Annotated in this window: 16 protein-coding genes; 8 read left to right on the forward strand and 8 right to left on the reverse strand. The window is 41.5% G+C overall.

Annotation, left to right across the window (positions count from 1 at the left end; translation table 11 throughout):
- Positions 1 to 112: 112 nt before the first annotated feature.
- Positions 113 to 3019, reverse strand: a complete 2907-nt coding sequence (locus P2W71_RS20480) for a serine hydrolase (RefSeq protein ID WP_276373193.1) — start codon at positions 3017 to 3019, stop codon at positions 113 to 115.
- A gap of 268 nt (positions 3020 to 3287) precedes the next feature.
- On the opposite strand from P2W71_RS20480, the gene P2W71_RS20485 reads away from it, so the two are divergent.
- The 4 genes from P2W71_RS20485 to P2W71_RS20500 are packed head-to-tail and all read left to right on the forward strand — an operon-like array spanning position 3288 to position 7078.
- Entirely contained in the window at positions 3288 to 3671 is a 384-nt protein-coding gene (locus P2W71_RS20485; protein ID WP_276373194.1) for a hypothetical protein, read from the forward strand.
- 36 nt (positions 3672 to 3707) lie between these two features.
- On the forward strand, positions 3708 to 5519 hold the full coding sequence (mutL, locus tag P2W71_RS20490; RefSeq protein ID WP_276373195.1) for a DNA mismatch repair endonuclease MutL: 1812 nt from the start codon (positions 3708 to 3710) through the stop codon (positions 5517 to 5519).
- A gap of 15 nt (positions 5520 to 5534) precedes the next feature.
- Entirely contained in the window at positions 5535 to 6182 is a 648-nt protein-coding gene (locus tag P2W71_RS20495) for a rhomboid family intramembrane serine protease (RefSeq protein WP_276373196.1), read from the forward strand.
- Positions 6183 to 6187: 5 nt separating this feature from the next.
- Positions 6188 to 7078 (forward strand): rhomboid family intramembrane serine protease, encoded by an 891-nt coding sequence (locus P2W71_RS20500; protein ID WP_276373197.1) that lies wholly within the window; start codon positions 6188 to 6190, stop codon positions 7076 to 7078.
- 6 nt (positions 7079 to 7084) lie between these two features.
- Here P2W71_RS20500 and P2W71_RS20505 read toward each other — a convergent pair whose 3' ends face one another.
- Positions 7085 to 8275, reverse strand: coding sequence for a DUF4105 domain-containing protein (locus P2W71_RS20505; protein ID WP_276373198.1), 1191 nt, complete (start codon positions 8273 to 8275; stop codon positions 7085 to 7087).
- A gap of 116 nt (positions 8276 to 8391) precedes the next feature.
- Here P2W71_RS20505 and P2W71_RS20510 point away from each other — a divergent pair, with 116 nt between their 5' ends.
- Entirely contained in the window at positions 8392 to 9414 is a 1023-nt protein-coding gene (locus tag P2W71_RS20510) for an SPASM domain-containing protein (RefSeq protein WP_276373199.1), read from the forward strand.
- Between the two features lie 229 nt (positions 9415 to 9643).
- Positions 9644 to 12184 carry an ABC transporter permease gene (locus P2W71_RS20515; protein ID WP_276373200.1) on the forward strand — a complete coding sequence of 847 codons (2541 nt, stop codon included), beginning with the start codon at positions 9644 to 9646 and terminating at the stop codon, positions 12182 to 12184.
- Positions 12185 to 12219: 35 nt separating this feature from the next.
- Here the strand turns inward: P2W71_RS20515 and P2W71_RS20520 are convergent, their stop codons facing one another.
- Positions 12220 to 12852, reverse strand: coding sequence for a hypothetical protein (locus tag P2W71_RS20520; RefSeq protein ID WP_276373201.1), 633 nt, complete (start codon positions 12850 to 12852; stop codon positions 12220 to 12222).
- Between the two features lie 103 nt (positions 12853 to 12955).
- Positions 12956 to 14887, reverse strand: coding sequence for a molecular chaperone DnaK (gene dnaK, locus P2W71_RS20525; RefSeq protein ID WP_276373202.1), 1932 nt, complete (start codon positions 14885 to 14887; stop codon positions 12956 to 12958).
- A 216-nt stretch (positions 14888 to 15103) separates the two neighbouring features.
- Between dnaK and P2W71_RS20530 the strand changes: the two genes are divergently transcribed.
- Positions 15104 to 15265 carry a quinol oxidase subunit 4 gene (locus tag P2W71_RS20530; RefSeq protein ID WP_276373203.1) on the forward strand — a complete coding sequence of 54 codons (162 nt, stop codon included), beginning with the start codon at positions 15104 to 15106 and terminating at the stop codon, positions 15263 to 15265.
- A 12-nt stretch (positions 15266 to 15277) separates the two neighbouring features.
- Here P2W71_RS20530 and P2W71_RS20535 read toward each other — a convergent pair whose 3' ends face one another.
- Complete coding sequence (locus P2W71_RS20535; RefSeq protein WP_276373204.1) at positions 15278 to 16249, reverse strand: aldo/keto reductase; 972 nt, start codon at positions 16247 to 16249, stop codon at positions 15278 to 15280.
- Between the two features lie 166 nt (positions 16250 to 16415).
- On the opposite strand from P2W71_RS20535, the gene P2W71_RS20540 reads away from it, so the two are divergent.
- Positions 16416 to 17999 carry a peptide chain release factor 3 gene (locus tag P2W71_RS20540; RefSeq protein ID WP_276373205.1) on the forward strand — a complete coding sequence of 528 codons (1584 nt, stop codon included), beginning with the start codon at positions 16416 to 16418 and terminating at the stop codon, positions 17997 to 17999.
- 45 nt (positions 18000 to 18044) lie between these two features.
- Here the strand turns inward: P2W71_RS20540 and P2W71_RS20545 are convergent, their stop codons facing one another.
- The 3 genes from P2W71_RS20545 to P2W71_RS20555 form a co-directional block, all read right to left on the reverse strand.
- On the reverse strand, positions 18045 to 19088 hold the full coding sequence (locus P2W71_RS20545; RefSeq protein ID WP_276373206.1) for a Gfo/Idh/MocA family oxidoreductase: 1044 nt from the start codon (positions 19086 to 19088) through the stop codon (positions 18045 to 18047).
- A 97-nt stretch (positions 19089 to 19185) separates the two neighbouring features.
- Positions 19186 to 20142, reverse strand: a complete 957-nt coding sequence (locus P2W71_RS20550) for a nitrilase family protein (protein ID WP_276373207.1) — start codon at positions 20140 to 20142, stop codon at positions 19186 to 19188.
- A 15-nt stretch (positions 20143 to 20157) separates the two neighbouring features.
- Positions 20158 to 20940, reverse strand: coding sequence for a DUF1080 domain-containing protein (locus tag P2W71_RS20555; protein ID WP_276373208.1), 783 nt, complete (start codon positions 20938 to 20940; stop codon positions 20158 to 20160).
- Between the last annotated feature and the right edge of the window lie 54 nt (positions 20941 to 20994).

The raw sequence follows: 20994 nt of genomic DNA on the forward strand, positions 1-20994 counted from the left end.
TGGTGTGTGGGTAAGCGTGTGTGTTATAGCTTTTTGTTAACCAAGATCATCGGTCACTTCTTTGACGAATATGTTTGAAAAATATTGTAAGTATAATGAAAGCGAATCTCGTTTAGTAATCGTATTTACAATAATCGAAAATGGACTCATAAACCACATCTTGTATGCGAGAACGTATATTGCTCGTGATTAGTTTTCCGCTTCTATCAGGATATACACGGTTTGAAAGAAAAATATAAACCAGATCAAATTCCGGGTCAATCCAAATACAGGTTCCCGTAAAACCCGTATGTCCAAACGTACTGGGCGAAGCCTTTAGTGATGTCGGACTATTCCATTCACTTTGAACGGGTTTATCCCACCCTAAACCCCGCCGGCTTTTGTCGAATTGCTTGGCCGTAAACAAGTTTACAGTTTCCGGTTTGTAATATTGATATCCACCATACGACCCTTCCTGCAATAACATTTGACCAAGTTTGGCCAAATCAGTTGCATTGCTGAATAATCCGGCGTGCCCTGCCACACCCCCCATCATGGCTGCCCGCTCATCGTGTACCGTCCCAGCTATGTGCGTCTTTCTATATATTTTATCGTCTTCGGTTGGCGCTATTTGCTGCGCCGGAAATCTCTTCAACGGTGTGAACCCTGTCGTATAGGCTCCCAGTGGTTCGTAAAGATTTTGTGCAAGAAACTCATCGATGGGCTGATTAAAAATTCTTTCGGCCAACCGCTGAAGTAACAAAAAACCAAGATCACTATACTGGTAGGAATACGGTGTTCGTGGCGGCTTATTCTGTAATTTGGACTCGCCTATCCATGACCATACCGAATCTCTTAGAAGGGGGGCGGCATATAAATCGGGCGAAACCTGAAGTGGATAGACGTCGCTCTGTACGCGACTGTAATACTGCGGCAAAAAAACATTGTCTTTCACGGTTTGTGTCCACATCGGAATAAATGGCACAAGTCCAGCCTGATGCGTAAGCATTTCCACCAACGTTATATCTTTTTTATTGGTGTTCTTTAGTTCAGGCAAATAGTAAGACAATTTTTTATTTAAGTCGATCAGTCCCTTTTCATACATGAACATAACCGTTTGAAGCGTCGCTGACACTTTGGTAAGTGACGCTAAATCATAAATATTTTCCTCTTTTACAGAATCGGCTGGCTCGTAAGTCAGGCCTCCGAATGACTTGTCGTATATTACCTTACCCTTGCGTGCGACCAGAATTTGGCAGCCGGGCGTTGCATGGGTAGTGATTGCCTCATCGACAATGTTTTTAATTTTTTCCAACGTTTTACTGCTCATGGCAGCATCTTCAGGAAGGGAATACGTGAGCCGTCTGAGTGTTTCTGTTTCCAATCCGGTTCCCGCGGCAGCGGAGGCCGAAAACGTATACGGCAAAACACCATTTGCTTTAAGGCCGCCAAAAATAACCTGCGGAATAGCACGCAGGGTTTCCGACACCGCTGCATAGGCAGTTATGATGGTAACATTTGGAATGTTCTCCTGCAAAAAGCTCTCGTTTCCAAAATCGCATAATATGATTTCGTGCGCCGAGCTATACCGTTGTATTTCTGCCTTAATCTTTTGGATGACACCCGCCGAGGTTTCCGGAAAAACACCGATGATTATGGTGTGCTGTTGTTTTTTAAAAGCGTCGAAAAGCGAGTCAACATTTGAATTTTCGCTAAGAGGGAAATAATCAGGATGAACATATTTTAAAATGTACTGATAAAATTCTCCTGACTTACGGGCCGTAGTATTGATATAAACAAACCGTTTATTTTCTAATGTTGAAATGGGCACTACTTGTTGTTGGTCTTGAATAACTGTGACGCCCGCTTCATAGAGTTTCTGGCTCATCACTTGCGCTTCAGAGGAATTTAATTTTGCTAAGAGATTGTCCGTGGTAAGTGTCGTGGTGCGCCACAAACCAGCGTCATACTTGGCGGCTAATATTTTCCTTACGCTCTTCGTTAAAAGGGTTTCATAACGCTCTTCCTTTTTTATCAAACGTTTTATTTTCCTGATTGCTGGCCCGACGTCTTCAGACGATATCAACAGATCATTACCTGTCTGAAAGGCAAGCAGTGCATCATTTCCCTTGCTTTTTTCATCTCCTTCTTCTTTCGCCGATAAGTCTATTAGGGTAAGTCCTTGATAGTTTGTCTCTTTTTCTAACCAATCTCCAGAAAACAACAACGAAATGGTTGGCGCATCAAATTCATTTTTTCTAACCAGGTTTTTATCTTGATAAAAAAGCGGGAATTTTGCGGGCGCTGTCATGACACCAGCAATTTTATTTTCAAATAAATTGTAAAAGGACAATGTTTTGGAGGTATCGACACTCAATTGCATAACTGGAAAATCCTCTTTGACGTCTAACACGGTGGCTCCATTAACAGTAAAATTTTTCACCACAGCGAGCATGCCATGATCCTGAAGTCCTTTCATAAAGGCTACCGACCTGGATGCAACACGTTTGTTATCTTGCCCAAAAGAATAATGACTCAGGGAATCTCGAAAACTTTCGGCGACAGTTGCAAAAGGGGAAATATTCATATGTGCTCCAAGCAACCTCATTTTTCTGGCAATTTCCCGGCCGGTAAAATAGGCTGCGGAATCATTTCTCGAAGCACCTATGATATACGCATCTGGAAAATGTATTGTACTATCGCGGCGCTGGCCAATGCCAACTGGTGCGGCTTGTGCAATCAGTAAAGGAATCTGGGAAACATGCTGTAACCGGTTTGTGATATTAGCTTGCTGAACAGGGCCTAAAGAATCAAAAACAACTCCTCCGACTTCTTTGCTTTTAATCTGACTTTCAATCTTTTCAATGGCAGCTTTGCTAACCCGTGATGGAACAGGGACCATGAACAGCTGACCAATCTTTTCGTCAATGCTTAACGAGTTGAAGACACTATCCACCCACGCGTTTTTATCAGGCTGCGCCAGCGATTGCCCTGATATTCCGCAAATCATCAGAATATATACAAAAACTTTTTTCAACATCCCCACGTTGAGTTTTGAAATGGATAATTATACACGCAACTTTATGCGGCCTTCAAGTTATAAAATTAGTTAATCGGTAAAAGATGATTTATGTATGAACGGGAATTGGATGAAATTTCAAAGATAAACCATCGCTGTAGATAAAAGTTCATTGCCAGGATTTTAATTAATTCAAGCTGGCAAGGCGTAATTCTATAGAGAAACAGTCGTCCAACATCCCAAGCCAGTCGGCTGGTTATTACATTCCATCCTCGTAAAGATTTTACATATGAAGCTACCTCAGTTATTTACAAAGACGCCAAACTATAAAAGATTTGCATATACGCCCAGGCACTACGATCCAGCTGAAGAGGAACGCAAGGAACGAGAAGAACGGATTCGTAAAGAACTCGGCGCAGACGTGCCTGGCAAGCAAGAAGAAGATGAAATTCACGGCTATAGGAAAAGAATAGCCGGCTCGTTTCGGACTGCAAAAAAAACAGTTACCGTGCAAAGAGATCCTTCAGCCACCATGCTAAGGCTCATTATATTAACGGTGCTTACCATTGGACTTATTGCTTTCATCGAATATGGCCGAGTCGCTTTGTATGGCCTGGCAGTTGTATTTGTACCTTTTTATTTGTACCTAAAGTTCAGGAAGTTCAGGCGCTAAATCTGCACTTTAAATTTTGACCTTGCGCGACCATTCATGCCTGACATCATCCAACTATTACCGGATTCTATCGCAAACCAAATTGCTGCGGGTGAAGTCGTGCAGCGTCCTGCTTCTGCTGTAAAAGAATTGATTGAAAATTCCATTGATGCAGATGCTACTCATATCAAATTAATCATCAAGGAATCTGGCAAGACATTGCTTCATGTTATCGATAATGGCAAGGGAATGTCTGAAACGGACGCACGGATGAGCCTCGAGCGGCATGCTACTTCCAAGATTAGAAAGGCGGAAGATCTATTTACACTATACACCATGGGCTTTCGCGGCGAGGCACTTGCTTCCATTGCAGCGGTTTCCCAAATGGAAATTAAAACCCGGCTCGCTGATCAGGAATTAGGAACGCTATTGGTGGTAGAAGCGTCAGATGTTAAAAAGCAGGAACTCATAGCATGTGAAAAGGGAACGAGCATTTGTGTAAAAAATCTTTTTTATAATATTCCCGCGCGAAGAAATTTTTTAAAATCAAATGCGAGCGAATATCAACATATTCTTGACGAGTTTCAGCGGCTTGCACTTTCACATCCAGACATCGCTTTTCAATTCATTGAAACTGATTCATTGGAGTACGATCTTCCCCCCGGAAAATTAAGCCAACGTATCGTTAATATCTTTGGAAAAGCTTATCAGGAACAATTAGCAGCATGTCAGGAAGAAACTCCGTTAGTTAAAATAACGGGTTATGTAGGACAACCTCAGTTTGCCCGGAAAAAAAGAGGCGAACAATTTTTATTTGTTAACAAACGATTTATCAGAAGCAATTATCTCAATCATGCTGTTATGACTGCATTTGAAGGTTTGCTCCCTGAAAATACATTTCCGTTTTATGTTCTTTTCATAGAAATCGATCCTAAACACATCGACGTCAATGTTCATCCTACAAAAACAGAGATAAAATTTGATGATGAACGTGCTGTTTACGCCGTCGTGCTTTCATCGGTACGTCAGGCTATAGGTACGCATAACCTGACTCCTGCGATTGATTTTAATGCGGATGTTAATATCATTGCCAAGTTGAGCCAGGCTGCCAATCAATCTAAAGAAGTATATTTTGAAGAGCGCTTTGGCTCAGGAGTGCAACGATCGAACCGTGATCATTGGGAAAAACTTTATGAAGGCGATGAATCAAAATCATTTTTTCAGCAATCCAATCCTCCTGCACAACCGGTTCAAACGTTGCGTTTCGAAAGCGCATTGAATCAATCCTCAAGTGGTGACATCGTTGAGGAGAAAATATTATGTCAGCTTCATCAAAGATATATTGTCAGGCAAGTGAGATCAGGCATGATGATTATCGATCAACAGGCTGCACACGAACGAATTTTATTCGAAAAATATTTAAGCCAGTTCAAGACTCATTCTTTAGCCAGTCAACAGAGTTTGTTTCCGCAAGCAATCACCTTTGGTGCCGCCGATTTCACATTAATCTTGGAAATGCAACCGGAAATCGAAGCTTTAGGATTTAAAATAGAGGTATTTGGCAAAAATACGTTTATTGTAAATGGAATACCGGGGAATGTCTCAACTGGACGCGAAAAGGAATTATTCGAAGGGTTAATTGAACAGTTTAAAATGAATCAATCTGAACTTGCCATTCCCATACGTGAAAACCTGGCTCGATCGCTTGCAAAACGGGCGGCCCTTAAAAGTGGACAAAAATTGGAGCGGGAAGAGATGCAATCTATTGTGGATACTTTATTTGCTTGTTCTACACCCAATTATGCGCCTGATGGCAAACCCACCTTCTTTATTTTTGGGTTGAATAAAATAGAAAGTTACTTTCGGTAGACTATACTTGAAACTATGTTAAGACTCACACCTGTAGTTAGAAATATAATAATGATCAATGTGATGATATTCATCGCTACATTGGTTGCACCAAAAGGAGATTTTAATTATTGTTTTGGTGCCGGCGCCGGATTTTCCGATTATCTCAGACACGATGTTATCACCGGCTATTTATCCATGTGGAATGTGCGCACAGATTGTTTCAAACCTTATCAGTTGTTCACTTACATGTTTGTGCATGGTGACTTCTTCCATATTTTCTTCAATATGCTGGTGATGGCCTCAACTGCTCCTGTACTTGAAAATTTCTGGGGTCAAAAAAGATTTTTGATGTTTTATTTAGTAACAGGTATTGGTGCCGGCGTGTTTCATTTACTTATAAACCTGTTTTTCTTTGAAAACATCACCTATGGAACAATGTTGGGTGCCTCGGGTGCCGTTTATGGAATATTGATGGCCTTTGGTATGATGTTTCCTAATATGGAGATGAGATTACTCATTCCGCCTGTATCATTAAAAGCAAAATATTTGGTTTGGGTTTTAGGGGCAGTTACCTTCTTACTGAGCGGCGCCGGTGTTGCACATTTTGCTCACTTAGGTGGTATTGTTTTCGCCTTTATTTTGTTACGTATTTGGCGCCATAAAAATGGCACTTACTTTTAGGTACTATGTTCGACGATTTTAAAAATGCTTTTCAACGCTATAATAATGCACATGTTCAACTGATCATTATTAATGTCATAGTTTTTTTAGCGCTGGCAGTTATACTCGTATTTTCAAAAGCGTTACAGGTTCCAGACGTTTTTGACGTCATCCATGATCAGCTCGCAATTCCCGCACCCATTCGCGAATTTCTTCAAAAGCCGTGGACCATTATTACTTATGCATTTGTTCACGACTTATCCGGGATATTTCATATTCTATTTAACATGCTGGTATTTTACTGGTTTGGAAAATTGTTTGTTGAATACCTGGGGAGTGACAAGCTGATTGCTTTATACCTGCTTGGTGCCCTTGCAGGAGGTATGGCTTATTTATTGGTCTACAATACTGTTCCATTTTACATCGAACGCATTGGAACTTTTAATGGAATGGTTGGTGCGTCAGCGGCTGTGTACGCTATCGTAGTAGCTACTGCGACGCTACTGCCGGATTATACTTTCTTTCTTTTGTTTCTTGGACCAATACGCATCAAATACATCGCTGCTTTTTACATTGTTGTTTCTTTTTTAGGATCCGTGGGAGAGAACGCCGGCGGAAATGTGGCTCACTTAGGTGGTGCCTTAATCGGCTTTGTGTACATCAAACAGCTTCAGGCAGGAGTCAACTGGGGAACCTGGATAACAGTTACCATCGATTGGTTCAAGGGGCTTTTCAGGGCCAGGCCCAAAGTTAAAGTCACCTACCGAAAACAGTATACGGACGCCCAAAAGCCAAAAGCAAAAGCGTCTATTTCACAGGACGAAATTGATGCGATCCTCGACAAGATTTCAGACGCCGGCTATGAAAGCCTCACCAAGGAGGAAAAGGAAAAATTGTTTAACGCCAGTAAAAAATAACTTATTTCATTTTCCGGCTAAACTCAACTCAGCTTTCACTGTTACTTTTCTAAAATAAAATTGCGCAAAAGCCCGGACTCCCAACGCTGCAATGAATGGAACTAACGCATAATGTAAGTTCTGGGGCCACAACGGCCAGCCTAGCAGGGTTACAACGATCAAAATAGTTGCAAAAAGAAAGTAATTGGTGAGCCATTTCCGCGGTTTAAAGAGCGCCATACCAGCCACAAAATGAAATGGAAAAGCCCAAAGCAGATTAAAATTATTTGCCGCCGCGTTGTGATTAGTGAAGAACCACAAAAACACAAGCAGCAACCCAATTAATCCTGTTACGATAAACAAAGTTGCATCAAACCATTTTGAAAGTGCCTTTCGTTTAAAATCCCAAATTGTCAATGCAATTGCTACGAAGGAAATAAAACCCGTCAAATACAACGGGTGCGGTAACCCGTCGGCCGGCTCTTCTTCTCTCGCCTCATAGGTTATAATTTTTTCCTTGACCAGCGGAACAATCGTACCATTCTTTTTTATGGTGGCGTGATCAAATCCCGATTCCACATAATCCGGAAGGAACATATATTCCAATGGTGCTGCTTTCTTATCCATCGGTAGCCCTAGACAAATATCAATTCCAAGATCACCCCAAGGCTGCTGGCGTTTAATATAAATGTCAGTAAGCTCACGGATGCTGAGGTCGGTAGTGATGTGCGTTTCATCAAAAGTCACCTCATCACCCAATGCTTCAAGCAAAACATCGCGAATTTTTGTTGAACAATTGTTATAAAAGTAATCGTACAGGTAACTGGCATTTTCGGGGAGCGCATTCCGTTGAAGATAAGCAAACAGTTTCTGTTTCTGCTGTTGTGTTAGATCTAAAACCTGCTCATGAATAAACCGGTTCTCATAGATATATCTGTTTTCGAATCGCGGGTAGTCCTCAATGCCTAGTCGATATAGATTATTTCCCCGCGCAAAATTCAGGTAGAAGTTAGGTTGATTAAAATCGAACAAACCATAATTACAAGCAACGTCGATTCCCTTTACAGGATCGTAAATACGAAAGGCGCTATGTCCAAAAGCCGAATACAACTCTTCCTGATAGGGGCCACAGGTAAGCACAGAAATAAATGCCTGTTCCGACAATTGAGCTTTACTAGTGAAGGGAATAAAGAGGAGCAGCCAAAGAATTCGTTTCATCAGGGAAAGATAAAGTTTATCTGGTAATTCTTAAAAAGCCAAGTAGTTCCTAGATACGGGCAATGTGCTATGCTCAATTCTTACCAATATTACCTATTAACCGCTAACTTACCCCGATGATCGGAGGTTTTCAGGACAGTCTAAACATGATTTCCAGGTTAACACCTAAACGTTTGGTGAATGCTTCCCGTATTTTTTCCAGCTACCAATTTTCTAGATGGACTGGCACCCCAGCTATTAAAGGGATGCCCATCAGTATTGCTTTCGAACCAACGACTTCCTGTAATCTCCGTTGCCCGGAGTGCCCCAGTGGTTTACGATCGTTTTCCCGGCCCACAGGGATGTTGAATTCGGACTTGTTTCGGGATGTAATCGATCAGCTAGCACCAACGCTGAATTATCTTACTTTTTATTTTCAGGGTGAGCCCTATCTTCATCCGCAGTTTTTAGCAATGGTAAAATATGCATCAGATAAAGGTGTGTACACCGCAACGTCTACCAATGGGCATTTTTTGAAAGATGACGTAGCTAGGGCAACCGTCGAATCTTCGCTTGACAGACTCATCATTTCTATAGATGGCACAACGCAGGATACGTATCAGTCTTATCGCATCGGCGGTTCATTAGAAAAGGTGATTGAAGGAACGCGGCATATAATTTCCTGGAAGAAAAAATTAAAATCAAAAACACCACAAGTTGTTTTTCAATTTTTGGTAGTAAAACCCAATGAGCATCAAATACCGGAGGTTTATGCAGTAGCTAAGAAGTTGGGTGTCGATCAGGTGGTGTTGAAGACTGCGCAAATCTATGATTTTGAAAAAGGATCGAACTTGATCCCGGAACAACAACAATATTCCAGATACAAGAAGAACCAAAATGGTACTTATTCGATAAAAAATAAACTCGACAATCATTGCTGGAAAATGTGGCACAGCTGCGTTATTACCTGGGATGGAAAAGTTGTGCCTTGTTGTTTTGACAAAGACGCCCACTTTACTTTGGGCGAGCTCACCAAGCAATCGTTCGCTGAAATCTGGTATGGCAATGCCTACAAAGAATTCAGAACTACCTTATTACGATCCAGACGTGAAATAGAAATTTGCAAAAATTGTACGGAGGGTACAAAAGTGTGGGCTTGATTATAATTTCCTTTCTTTGATCTGTTGTTCGATTTTTGAAAAGTCTATGGCGCCGCATTTTCCACAGCCTGAAGCGCAACCAGATTTAGCTTGAAAAGCTTTATACACGATCATTCCGATGTAGATCACTGCACCGAGAAAAATCAGAATCAACAAGATTTGCTGTAAAAGCATGGTGTAAAAATAACAATTCGATACCAAAACAATGGCAACTCCGAAATAATTTCGGATGTCTAACATTCGTCCGCATCCGGACAGCCATTCATCAGATCGAACATTGCCCAACGAAAAAATAGCGTTTTTCCTCAGGAAAGCCGCAGAAAACATGGCATTTATGTTGAGTGCCAGCCAGGAGAATTCCTCTTCTATGCTAAAAAACTATCTGCTCACAGCCTTTCGAAACGCGATGCACCAAAAAGGGAGTGCGTTCGTAAATGTTGCTGGTTTGACTTTAGGAATATCCTGTAGCCTGATATTGTTTTTGATGGTAAAGCACATATCGAGCTTTGATAACTTTCATTCAAAAAAGGAGCGAATTTATCGGGTAGTTACACAATCAGAAGGGAACAGAGGCAAACGTCACAGTCCAGGTGTACCTGCGGTATTGCCTGACGCCTTCCGAACCGACTTTCATGAAGCGGAGGAGGTCGTGTTTACTTCTTATCGCTCTGAGACAATGGTTACAATTCCTCAACCTGATGGGGAGCCAAAAAAGTATTTTGAAGACGCCGGTATCGTATTTACTGAACCAGGATTCTTTAAAATTTTTGATCGGCCTATGTTATTCGGAAATGCCGCAGAAGGGTTGGACGAGCCAAATGAAGCCATTATATCCAAACGGTGGGCGTTAAAGTACTTTGGAATAGAAGATGCCCGAAACGAAATATTAAAATATGATACGCTCGAGTACCGTGTGGCAGCAGTGATGGATGACTTCCCATCGAATACAGATTTTCCTTTCGATTTAATGTTATCCTACATCACCGTAAAAAGTGGTGTTGAACAGGATGGATGGCAGAGTGTATGGAGTGATGAGCATTGTTATTTTTTATTGCGTGAAGGAGAAGACATCAATAAAATATCGTCCAGGCTACCCGCTTTTACAAAGAAATATCTTGGCGACAATGTCAATAAAGTGGAATACTTGCTACAAAGCCTTTCTGAGATACACTTTGATGACAGGTTCAACACTTACACTTATAGCACAGTGAGCAAAGGAATGCTCATTTCTTTACAGGCGATTGCATTGATCCTGATCCTGACTGCGTGCATCAATTTTGTCAACCTTGCAACGGCCGAAGCAATTAAACGGAGCAAGGAAGTTGGTATCCGTAAATCCCTTGGGAGTAGCCGCGCCCAATTGATCATTCAGTTTTTAGGTGAGACTACTTTAGTCACGATCATCTCCGTATTAGTTTCATTGGCCATTACTCAATTGTCGCTGGGGTTCATAAATCCATTTTTAGAAATCAGTTTAACACTGAACGTCTTAAGTGATGTTTCCTTATGGGTTTATTTGATTGGCGTAACGCTGTTTGTATCGGTACTCGCCGGAATGTATCCTGCATTTGTCGTTTCAGGATATAATCCGGTTTTAGCATTGAAGAATTTAGTAAGCACCAGAAGCTCGTCAGGTTATAATCTGAGAAGAACATTAGTGGTAACTCAGTTCATCATTTCACAATTTTTTATTATTGGAACCATCGTCATCATTAACCAGATGGATTATTTCAATAAAAAAGATTTGGGCTTTAAAAAGGATGCTATGCTTATTGTTCCGATTCCTGTTTCAGAAACAGCTTCCGACAATAAAAATGTAAGTAAGATGCGTACACTACGTGAGGAATTTGTTAACGTTCCAGGCGTAAACGGTGCAAGCCTGAGCAGCGCGCCCCCGTCTTCGGGCAACGTATCTCATACGATCTTTACCATAGAAGGAAATGAACAGACTTTCACTACACAAGTCAAACACATCGATGGAAATTACATCGAGCTGTATGGGCTGCAAATTATTGCGGGTCAGGGATTACCCGACTTGGACACTGCTACAGGCTTTCTTGTCAACGAAAAATTTGTCCACACCATCGGCTTACAAGACTATAACTCTGTAATTGGTAAAACGATAACACTGTGGGGAAAGACATTACCAGTCGTGGGTGTTGTAAAAGATTTCCACACGGTCAGCTTGCGTGACCCGATAGAAGCGACCGCATTAATGAATCGCATTGCCGGTTATGAAACATTAACCTTAAATGTTGATACTAAACGTATGGAAGAAATTATAAACACGATAAAGCCAATGTGGGCGTCAGCTTATCCAGAAAACATATTTGATTATAAATTTTTAGATCAGCAAATCGCCGACTTTTATGAAGATGAAAAAAGAATGTCGGTGATGCTTACCGCCTTTAGTACGATCGCAATTTTTATTGGGTGTCTTGGATTGTACGGGCTTGCATCTTTTATGGCGAATCAAAAAACTAAAGAAGTCGGTGTACGAAAAGTATTGGGAGCCTCCGTTGAAAGCATCATCTTTCTTTTTTCACGGGAGTACATCAAGCTCATTCTCTTGGGGTTTTTATTTTCAACACCCATCGCATGGTATGTAATGAATAAATTCCTTGAGGGATTCAGCTATAAACAAGAAATCGGACCAGCAATTTTCTTAATTGGATTGGGTATAACAGTAACCATTGCAATTATTACGGTAGGGTATAGATCCATCAAATCGGCAATAGCAAATCCCGTAAATTCCTTACGATCGGAGTAATGATGTCGGAATAGTGATGGTGGTTTATATCAAAATCAAAAGGGACTTTTCTCAAGTACGGCGTCCGGAGGTAATACAAAAATTTGGTCGTCCACTTTTTCTTCTTGTACGACAGTAGCGACACTTTCCAATGCAAACTGAACATTGTCAATTATAATTTTTAGGGGTACTGCATTGGCCTTGGAGACATATTCATAAAAATTTCCAAACCTATGATTTTCAAAAAGCCTGGAATCCATTTTGAGTTTTGAATTGAAGTAATATTTCTGCACGCCACTTTTACAAGTCAGCACAAGTTCATCGCATGCATGCCCAAGGATTTCTACCACATTTTTGTTCAATTCTGATTTGATCACTTCATCGGGATTGACAGCCCCATCATTCCACAGTATTGAAGGAGAGTTCGAGAACTTCGTGTAAAGTTTGTTGTCTTTGGGAAGGTACAATTGCCATTGCAGAAAGGTACCATTAGATATCGTTTTATAGCTGGCTCCTTTAACAATATACTCTAAAGATGTACCCATCATTGAGGTGAACATCTCGTTTGTGACATTAGGAATTTTACAGGTGTAAGAGTTTCGATAGGTAATTTTTCCTTCAAAAGTTTGCGCTACAACAGCCACATCTGATAAGAGAAGAAAAAACAGAATTCTAAATGAAGTGATCATGCTATGGGGGTTAGCTATTTGGTGAGCTAATATAAAAAAGGAACCCTTCATTTCTGAAGGGTTCCTCAAAGTTATGCGACTAAAAAACTATTAGACTTCTGAATTATTTCTTAGAGTCATTTACTTCCTCATATTCTACATCAGACACATTGCCATCTGTAGAACCTCCCCCGGCTTGACCGGCACCTGGGCCGCCTGAATTATCAGGACCCTGGCCACCGGGAGCTCCGGTTGAAGCATACATTTCAGCAGAAGCAGCTTGCCATGCAGTGTTGAGTGTATTCAGTGCGTTGTCAATACTTGCCAAGTCTTTATTCTTGTGTGCTTCTTTCAGTTTTTCAAGTGCGTTATTGATTGCACTCTTATTACCTTCAGAAAGTTTTTCACCATATTCCTTCAGCTGTTTTTCAGTCTGGAAAATCATAGAATCCGCCTGATTAACTTTCTCAACAGTTTCCTTCGCCTTCTTATCAGTATCGGCATTGGCTTGCGCCTCTTGCCTCATTCGTTGAATTTCCGCATCGGTCAAACCAGAAGATGCCTCGATTCGGATCTTTTGTTCTTTTCCAGTGCCTTTATCTTTTGCTGACACATGGAGTATACCATTTGCATCAATATCAAACGTTACTTCGATCTGCGGGATACCGCGCGGTGCTGGTGGAATTCCATCCAGGTGGAATCGTCCTATGGTACGGTTATCTTTTGCCATCGGCCGTTCACCTTGCAACACGTGAATCTCTACAGAAGGCTGGCTATCAGCCGCCGTTGAGAATGTCTCGGATTTCTTTGAAGGAATCGTCGTATTCGATTCGATCAATTTTGTGAAAACACCACCAAGTGTTTCGATACCCAGTGAAAGCGGTGTAACATCCAACAACAGTACATCCTTCACTTCACCTGTCAATACACCACCCTGAATAGCTGCACCAATTGCTACAACCTCATCCGGATTTACGCCTTTGGATGGTTTCTTTCCGAAGAATTTCTCTACTTCTTCAACGATCCGGGGTATGCGGGTAGATCCACCTACCAGGATTACTTCGTCGATTTGCGATACGCTTACGCCAGCATCCTGAACAGCCTTGCGGCAAGGTTCCAATGTTCTGCGAACCAGGTCATCAACCAGTTGTTCAAATTTTGCGCGGCTAAGTTTTTTCACCAAGTGTTTAGGTACCCCGTCAACAGAAGTCACATAAGGTAAATTAACTTCTGTCTCCATAGAGCTTGACAATTCTATCTTAGCTTTTTCAGCAGCTTCCTTCAAACGTTGAAGTGCCATTGGATCTTTTCGTAGATCGACACGCTCTTCATTTAGGAACTCGTCAGCAAGCCAGTTCATAATGCGCATATCGAAATCATCACCACCTAAGTGAACATCACCGTTGGTAGATTTAACTTCAAATACACCGTCACCTAATTCAAGAACAGAGATATCGAATGTACCACCACCCAGGTCGTACACAGCAATCTTCATATCTTTATTTTTCTTATCAAGACCATATGCCAACGCTGCGGCTGTAGGCTCGTTGATAATGCGTTTTACATCGAGGCCGGCAATCTGACCTGCTTCTTTTGTTGCCTGACGTTCGGCATCATTGAAGTAAGCCGGAACTGTTATGACAGCTTCCGTTACACTAGTACCCAGATAGTCTTCCGCAGTGCTCTTCATTTTTTGAAGAATCATAGCAGATATCTCTTGGGGTGTATAGAGTCGATCACCTATTCTTACTCGTACGGTGTTGTTATTGCCAGACTCTATCTGGTAAGAAACCATTTTCTTTTCGCTGGTCACCTCATTGAAATTTTTTCCCATGAAGCGCTTAATGGACGAAACGGTATTTTTAGGGTTGGTTATGGCCTGACGTTTAGCAGGATCACCAACTTTACGCTCGCCTTTTCCATTATCTAAAAAAGCGACAATTGAAGGTGTGGTTCTTCTACCTTCGCTATTTGCAATCACCACTGGTTCGCTGCCTTCCATTACGGCTACGCACGAGTTGGTGGTTCCTAAGTCAATTCCAATAATTTTTCCCATATGTTCAGTGTTTTTTCGGTTCTAAAAGCAAAAGCTCCACTTCAATGGTTATGCCAATAGAATTTTATGACATAAATGTGACACAATGACATGAGCATGGCCTTTTTTTCTAGCGCTCAAACTACGATTCCAGCAGTCTCTAAGGTGAATTCGGCTGATCTATTACCAAGTATCTGCACGGCAAGCCATACCTTTTCATAATCTATTAAAGGTCAAATGAAAAAGATTTCCGTGTTTCTCTTCCTCGTAGTATCAATTGTAGCAAGTGCATGTGCTGTAGTGATTACAGACACCAAAGCACCTCCTGGTCAGGTCAAGAAACAAACAGGCAGTAAATCAGCCAAAGAGTATGCGCCAGGTCAAAAAAAGAAGGGATGATTCAAACAGCCGTTATTGTGACCATTCCGTTGGAGTCCTGTCCCATCGATGATCTTTTAGTTTAAGCCGAAGAGATTCCTCCAATTTTTTACCATCGCTCGTAGCTATGTTGGCTTCCGCATGTTTCAATGTCCGCATGCCCGGGATGATGGTATGGACATCTTCGTTACAAAGAATAAACCGTAGTGCCATCTCCGGCATGGACATATTCTTCGGAACAAGTGGTTTTAACGCATCCGCATGTTCAACACTTGGAATAAGATTTTCGGGTACAAAGTAGGTTGCACGCCAGTCTCCTTCGGGAAAAACAGTGTCCTTCGTTAACGTTCCTGTCAAAGTTCCCTCATCAAAAGGAACACGTGCGATCACGCCAATGTCTAGCTGACGGCAGAGAGGAAATAAATTATCTTCCGGATTTTGATCAAAAATATTATAGATCACCTGGACCGCGTCTATATATCCAGTCTGTAATGTATTTAACACGTTATCAGGCTCCCAGCGATTTACACTAACACCAAAGTGCTTTACCTTACCATCTTTCTTTAGTTTCTCGATAGCCGTCTTCCATTCATCGTGATTTGACCAACCATCTTCCCACACGTGAAATTGTTGAAGATCAATACATTCAACATTTAGATTCTTCAGACTTTTTTCTGTGTACTCAATAATGTGAGATGCCGGGAAACATTCCGCGAGCTTGTAAGTCGGTTTCGATGGCCATTTAAAATTCTTTGCAGGAATTTTCGTGGCCACATAAAGTTTTTTTTCGGGATATCTTTTTAAAAGTTTACCAAGTATTTGTTCACTTTTGCCTTCAGCATAAGCCCAGGCTGTGTCAAAGAAATTGCATCCCAATTCGACAGAACGGGTAAGCGATCTATCGATCTCATCCGGAATAGAGCCCTTCCAACCGGCTAGACCCCACATTCCATATCCGATCTCGCTTACTTTCCAGTTCGTTCTTCCAAATCTTCTATATAACATGGTTTTAGTTGATTTTTTAAGGGCTTGAAGTTAAGAATAAAGCTTAAAGCAAAAGAGAACCATTGGGGTAAAAAGGGAGACACTGTTGACAGGAAAGGCAGTTTGCTTAACCTTTCTGCTTTTAGCTTACTGCTTTTTAATACTTTTGCGACCGAATTATAAGGAAATGACTTTAGAGCAAGAGATAGAAAAACGAAGAACCTTCGGCATCATTAGTCACCCGGATGCCGGGAAAACAACATTAACTGAGAAGCTTTTGCTTTTTGGAGGTGCTATTCAAAAGGCTGGTGCTGTTAAATCCAGTAAGATAAAGGATCATGCACGATCGGACTGGATGGAAATTGAAAAGCAACGGGGCATCTCAGTGGCCACATCCGTGATGGGGTTCAATTATAAGGATGTTAAGATAAACCTGCTGGATACCCCTGGTCACCAGGACTTCGCCGAGGATACTTATCGGACTCTCACCGCAGTTGACAGTGTCATTATGGTGATCGATTGTGTCAAAGGTGTGGAAATCCAGACAGAAAAATTGATGGAAGTATGCCGGATGAGAAATACACCGGTAATCTGTTTCATTAACAAGCTGGACCGTGAAGGCCGTGATCCGTTTGAATTGCTGGACGAAATCGAAGAAAAACTGAATATCAAAGTACGCCCGTTAAGCTGGCCTATCAGCATGGGAAAAACCTTCAAAGGGGTTTACAGCATGTACGAAAAGAGTCTACACCTTTTCACACCCAGCAAAACTACAGTTGAAGAAGGTATAGAAATCAGTGACATTCATAGTTCCACATTAGAAGATTATGTAGGTGAGAACAATGCCAGGCAATTGCGCGCAGACGTAGAGTTAATTGAAGGTGTATATCCGGATTTTGATGTGGAAGATTATTTAGCAGGAAAAGTCGCGCCGGTATTTTTTGGCAGTGCCGTAAATAATTTCGGCGTGAAGGAGTTGCTGGATACTTTCATTCGCATTGCGCCCGCTCCCATCCCGCGCGAAACAACGGTGCGCATAGTTGAACCTGAGGAAAACAAGTTTAGTGGATTTGTTTTTAAGATTCATGCAAACATGGACCCCAAACACCGTAATCGTATTGCTTTTATCAGGGTTTGTTCCGGCAGGTTTGAGCGTGGCAATAACTATTACCACGTGCGACAAGCCAAGAGTTTAAGGTTTTCAAATGCAACCGCCTTCATGGCGCAAGATCGGGAAACAGTTGAGGAAGCATGGCCCGGCGACATCGTTGGTATTTTCGATACAGGAAATTTAAAAATTGGTGATACATTAACTGAGGGAGAAAAATTGATGTACACTGGCATTCCAAGTTTCTCACCAGAAATTTTTAAGGAGGTGCTGAACCTGGATGCAATGAAAACAAAACAATTGGAAAAAGGTCTGTCACAGCTAATGGAAGAAGGGGTTGCACAGATGTTCACTTATGAATTAGGCAAACGGAAAGTTGTAGGTGTAGTGGGGGCGTTGCAATTTGAAGTGATTCAATTTCGTTTGAAGAATGAGTACGGCGCGACCGCTCAATTTGTACCTCAAAATATTTACAAGGCTTGCTGGATTAGTAGCAAGGATCCGAAGAAACTAAATGAGTTTATCGAATCCAAACATCGGCATATTGCCAGGGATAAAGACGACAAGCAGGTTTTTATGGCAGAATCGAGGGCATGGCTTCAAATGGTACAGGATAATTTTCCTGATATTACTTTCCATTTTACTTCTGAGTTTAAGGATTAGGCAACTCATTCGCATTGAATATGCCGGAAAGAATATCAAATAAATTTATTTAAGAACAACACGTCTTCCCTCTTTTGCTGATTGCCTGGCGGCTTCCAGAATTTTGACTACAATAAGATTATTGTTCAAAGATGAGAGATCATCCGCAGGCTTTATCTTGCCGCTCAATACATCAGCCAGATACACAAGGTTACTGGAATATGAAGGCTGGTTAACTTCAACAATCTCATAAGTATCTTTTTTTCGCTCCCGAAGTGTATTACTGTTTTGTGCGTGTAAATACCCCGTTGTTCCAAATACTTCAAAATCCTTTATACCGAAAGGCCAGTTCCAGGAAGCCTCCACGATACCAGTAGCATCTTCGTATTCCAAAAGAATGGTTGCATCATCATCAACTTTTGGGTAGATGTGAGGTTTAATTTGCCTTGTCACAGCCGTAACTGCAACCGGGGCTTTGCCTTTCATCAACCAGGTCATTAAGTTTGCGCCATAGCATCCAAAATCCGTTAATGCGCCTCCGCCATTTTTAATGGGATCTGTCAACCAACTCAAGAATTCAGCGCTACATCCAATTTCCTTGGGGCCTTGATGGCCATCATGCACCACCATTTTCCGGATCTTTCCAATTGCCTGCTGCTCGTTCACCATCACGTTCACTTGTTGATTGCTGGGATACCAGGTTGTCTCATAATTGGTAAGAAGATGTATATCATATTGTCTAGCCAAAGCAGCCATCCGCTCTGCATCCTTCACAGTTGTCGCAAGTGGCTTTTCTACCATCACTGAAATTCCTTTTGGGGCACACGCCTCTACAACGGCGAGGTGCTCAACGATTGGGTTGTACGCAAGCACGGCATCAGGTTTTGTACGTTCAAGCATTTCGGCTATAGACTTAAAAAATATTCCCTCCGGCAATTGATACCGGTCTTTGTATCGGGCAACAAGCTGGTTGTCACTCTCAACGATCCCAATAATCTTTACTTCGCCTTTTTTGAATTGGTTCATGATTCCATGAGCATGATCATGACTCAAACCCACCACGCCGACATTCAGCTGCTGCGCCTGTAAAACTGAATTGATTATTAGCATACCAGCAATAATTAAATATGTTTTGGTAATAGCTGTTTTAACCAACCGTGAGCACCGAAGTTTTTTGAATCGCATGTAAATATTTTTTTTAGGTGAACTATTTCTCTGTCTTCAACCAGACTACTTTTTGCTCAGGCGTATGATCGGCTCCGATAATATCCTTATAAAGATCGGGCCGCCTCGCCTTGATGTACCGCTGTCCACCGGCTTGTTTTAATTTTTCTGGCACCAAGGCCGTCGTCACGATATCATCACCAAGTGTACGGCATTCCGCGATAACATCACCGAAAGGATCAATAATCATGGAACACCCATTTTTTAACTGATCATCATCCATACCAATCGGGTTTGAGAATACCGTATAGATGGCATTATCATACGATCTTGCCGGAAGCCATTTCATTAGCCAATCCCTTCCTTTCATACCGTCGAATTCAAGACGCAATGACGTTGGGTCACGTTCCCTATTTTTCCACAAGTCGGGATGGACGAAACCTGCACCGGGTCTTGTTGAAGGCGTACACATGGTTACGTGCGGCATAAAAATGATTTGTGCACCTAGCAATCGTGTAGCCCTTACGTTCTCAATAATATTGTTATCATAACAGATTAGAATGCCACACTTCCATCCATGAAGATCAAAAACACAGTACTCGTTGCCTGGTATTAAATGGGGGTTGATGAAGGGATGTAATTTTCTAAACTTGGCACGAACCCCACTTTCATCGACACAGACGTAAGCCTTAAACAGATTTTGCTGTTGATCTTTTTCAAAGAGACCGGCAAGAATAGTAATCTTATTTCTGGTAGCTATTTCTCTGAGTTTTTTTATACTTGGACCATCTGGAATCTCTTCTGCCAGTTCGAGCATCTGAACTTTTGAAAGATGCCTGGCAAAAGTATACCCCGTTACTGAACACTCGTGAAAAGCTATTGCTTGCGAACCTTGTGCGGCAGCCTTCGCTGACAGTTTATCAATGATTGAAAGATTATAAACTTTGTCACCACTGCGGTTTTCAAATTGTGCTGTTGAAATGTATAGTGGATCCTTCATCTTATATTGAGAAAGTTAATACTCCATTATTTCAATCTTCCGGAAATCAATAGGATGGCTATTAGATTGCAATGAAATGAATCCGTCCTTCACCGCATTGTCGTTCCCTTTTACAAATGTTTTACCCAGTTCATGCGCAGGATTGAACGTGGGGTTTTCAAAGTGAAGGATTTCTTCACCATTGACAAAATGTTTTATTTGCTTCCCCTGAATATCTATCTCGACAGTTACCCACTGATCGCCATGAAAAGTTCTTTTCACAAATGCCGGTGTGCAGTAAGAAGAATTTTTCTGTCCGTTAATTTCCACATTCATGCCATTGGCACAAATTTCACCCACAGGTCTTTCATCTTTTCCATTACCGCCATGAAGATTGTATTCAAGACATACCGGAAAAGATTGTTTTAGACCGACCGACTTTGGATCCTGACAATGGTATTGAACGCCCCCATCGCGATAGCCCCAAACAGGTGCCCCTACAGTTGTTTCTCCCACAAAACGATACTCAACTTTTAATCTGTAATTTGAAAACCTTTTGTTATAATATAAAGCACCAAACTTGTTTCTAAAGCTATCATATTGGTCATAGCGAACGCTCAGTATGCCATCCTCAACACGAAAAGTATTACCGAAATTTTCCCCCAGTTTATAACCCGATATTTTCATTGTCCAACCATCCAGATTTTTTCCGTTAAAAAGACTAACCCATTTTTTTTTAGAAATCTGATTAGTCGTACTGAAATTGAAGGAAAATAACACAACGGGTACTATCAACAAGAAGAAACGTTTACGTGTCATGGAAATCATGGTTAAGTGGACACGTAAGGTAAATAAAAGATGGAAAAAGGGAAA

Source organism: Chryseolinea sp. H1M3-3 (assembly GCF_029360725.1).
In the GTDB taxonomy this organism is placed as follows: domain Bacteria; phylum Bacteroidota; class Bacteroidia; order Cytophagales; family Cyclobacteriaceae; genus Chryseolinea.

What these genes read in the sequence shown, in the direction of transcription:
- P2W71_RS20480 (WP_276373193.1), bottom strand. Translation starts at nt 3,019, where the DNA reads ATGTTGAAAAAAGTTTTTGTATATATTCTGATGATTTGCGGAATATCA.
- P2W71_RS20485 (WP_276373194.1), top strand. Translation starts at nt 3,288, where the DNA reads ATGAAGCTACCTCAGTTATTTACAAAGACGCCAAACTATAAAAGATTT.
- mutL (WP_276373195.1), top strand. Translation starts at nt 3,708, where the DNA reads ATGCCTGACATCATCCAACTATTACCGGATTCTATCGCAAACCAAATT.
- P2W71_RS20495 (WP_276373196.1), top strand. Translation starts at nt 5,535, where the DNA reads ATGTTAAGACTCACACCTGTAGTTAGAAATATAATAATGATCAATGTG.
- P2W71_RS20500 (WP_276373197.1), top strand. Translation starts at nt 6,188, where the DNA reads ATGTTCGACGATTTTAAAAATGCTTTTCAACGCTATAATAATGCACAT.
- P2W71_RS20505 (WP_276373198.1), bottom strand. Translation starts at nt 8,275, where the DNA reads ATGAAACGAATTCTTTGGCTGCTCCTCTTTATTCCCTTCACTAGTAAA.
- P2W71_RS20510 (WP_276373199.1), top strand. Translation starts at nt 8,392, where the DNA reads ATGATCGGAGGTTTTCAGGACAGTCTAAACATGATTTCCAGGTTAACA.
- P2W71_RS20515 (WP_276373200.1), top strand. Translation starts at nt 9,644, where the DNA reads ATGTCTAACATTCGTCCGCATCCGGACAGCCATTCATCAGATCGAACA.
- P2W71_RS20520 (WP_276373201.1), bottom strand. Translation starts at nt 12,852, where the DNA reads ATGATCACTTCATTTAGAATTCTGTTTTTTCTTCTCTTATCAGATGTG.
- dnaK (WP_276373202.1), bottom strand. Translation starts at nt 14,887, where the DNA reads ATGGGAAAAATTATTGGAATTGACTTAGGAACCACCAACTCGTGCGTA.
- P2W71_RS20530 (WP_276373203.1), top strand. Translation starts at nt 15,104, where the DNA reads ATGAAAAAGATTTCCGTGTTTCTCTTCCTCGTAGTATCAATTGTAGCA.
- P2W71_RS20535 (WP_276373204.1), bottom strand. Translation starts at nt 16,249, where the DNA reads ATGTTATATAGAAGATTTGGAAGAACGAACTGGAAAGTAAGCGAGATC.
- P2W71_RS20540 (WP_276373205.1), top strand. Translation starts at nt 16,416, where the DNA reads ATGACTTTAGAGCAAGAGATAGAAAAACGAAGAACCTTCGGCATCATT.
- P2W71_RS20545 (WP_276373206.1), bottom strand. Translation starts at nt 19,088, where the DNA reads ATGCTAATAATCAATTCAGTTTTACAGGCGCAGCAGCTGAATGTCGGC.
- P2W71_RS20550 (WP_276373207.1), bottom strand. Translation starts at nt 20,142, where the DNA reads ATGAAGGATCCACTATACATTTCAACAGCACAATTTGAAAACCGCAGT.
- P2W71_RS20555 (WP_276373208.1), bottom strand. Translation starts at nt 20,940, where the DNA reads ATGACACGTAAACGTTTCTTCTTGTTGATAGTACCCGTTGTGTTATTT.